We start from the raw sequence: 1,043 nt of genomic DNA, 5'->3' as shown, positions 1-1,043 counted from the left end.
TCAATCTGGTCGTCCATGGTGCCCGGATATCGCTCACGATCGCGCTGCTGGCGACTGTGATCAGTCTCATCGTCGGCGCGACGGTCGGAATGACCGCGGGCTACTTCGGTGGCTGGGTTGACGTCTGGCTGATGCGCTTAACAGATTTCTTTTTCGTCGTCCCTTCCTTTGTGCTGGCGCTGGTTATCACCCCCGTGGTTCTCGAGGTGATGGGGCGGGGCCGAGATATCCTTGGCTTCCGTCCTTCTCTTTTCGTGATCATTGTCGTTATCGGCCTGACAAGCTGGGCCTTCGTCGCACGTATCGTTCGCAGCCAGACCATGTCGCTTAAGGAGCGAACATTCGTCGATCGTGCGCGCGTTGCGGGCAGCAGCAATCTGAGCATCATGGTAAGGCACATCCTCCCCAATCTTGTGCCGCAAATTGCAGCCAATGGTGCCCTGGTCGTCGCCGGCGCAATTTATGTCGAGACCTCGCTCTCGTTCCTTGGGCTTGGCGATCCGTTGCAGCCTTCATGGGGCACTTTGCTTGCGCTCGCCCAGCGCGCCGGTGCGGCCAGTGCTGGAGCCTGGTGGTATCTCGGCGCCCCCGGGCTGTGCGCGCTTACGGTTTCGCTTAGCTTCGTCCTGATTGGCAATGCCCTCGACGACACGTTCAATCCACGGCGGCGGGTAATTCCATGACGAACTCCTCCCGAGACATGGCATCGCTGCTGGAGGTCGACCGGCTTTCTGTCGACTATAGGCTCAAGGGCATTTCATTGCGAGCAATCGACGACGTAAGCTTCGCGTTGCGAGCCGGAGAGGCCGTCGCCCTCGTCGGTGAATCGGGCAGTGGCAAGACCACGACCGCAATGGCGATTGCCGGTCTGCTATCGCCCAACGCGCGGGTAAGCGAGGGCGAGGTCCGCTATCGCGGACAGCGACTGCCGATCGACGATGATGCGGCGATGCGGCCACATCGCTGGAGCGAGACGTCCGTCGTCTTTCAGGGCGCGATGAATGCGCTCAATCCCGTTCACCGCATCATCAAGCAGATCGCCG

At 60.7% G+C, this 1,043-nt stretch carries 2 protein-coding genes; both read left to right on the top strand.

The features are described 5' to 3' along the window. Positions 1-683: ABC transporter permease (locus EOB49_RS34085; RefSeq protein WP_164781938.1), on the top strand; the 683-nt coding region annotated here is incomplete at its 5' end. After that, the coding region (locus tag EOB49_RS34080; protein ID WP_164781937.1) for an ATP-binding cassette domain-containing protein at positions 680-1,043 on the top strand (364 nt) is incomplete at its 3' end. The genes EOB49_RS34085 and EOB49_RS34080, both read left to right, overlap by 4 nt.

The organism is Mesorhizobium sp. M7A.F.Ca.MR.148.00.0.0, assembly GCF_003997735.1.
Classification (GTDB): Bacteria; Pseudomonadota; Alphaproteobacteria; order Rhizobiales; family Rhizobiaceae; genus Mesorhizobium.
The sequence above is the reverse complement of the archived record's forward strand: the minus strand, read 5'-3'. Positions and strand labels throughout refer to the sequence as shown.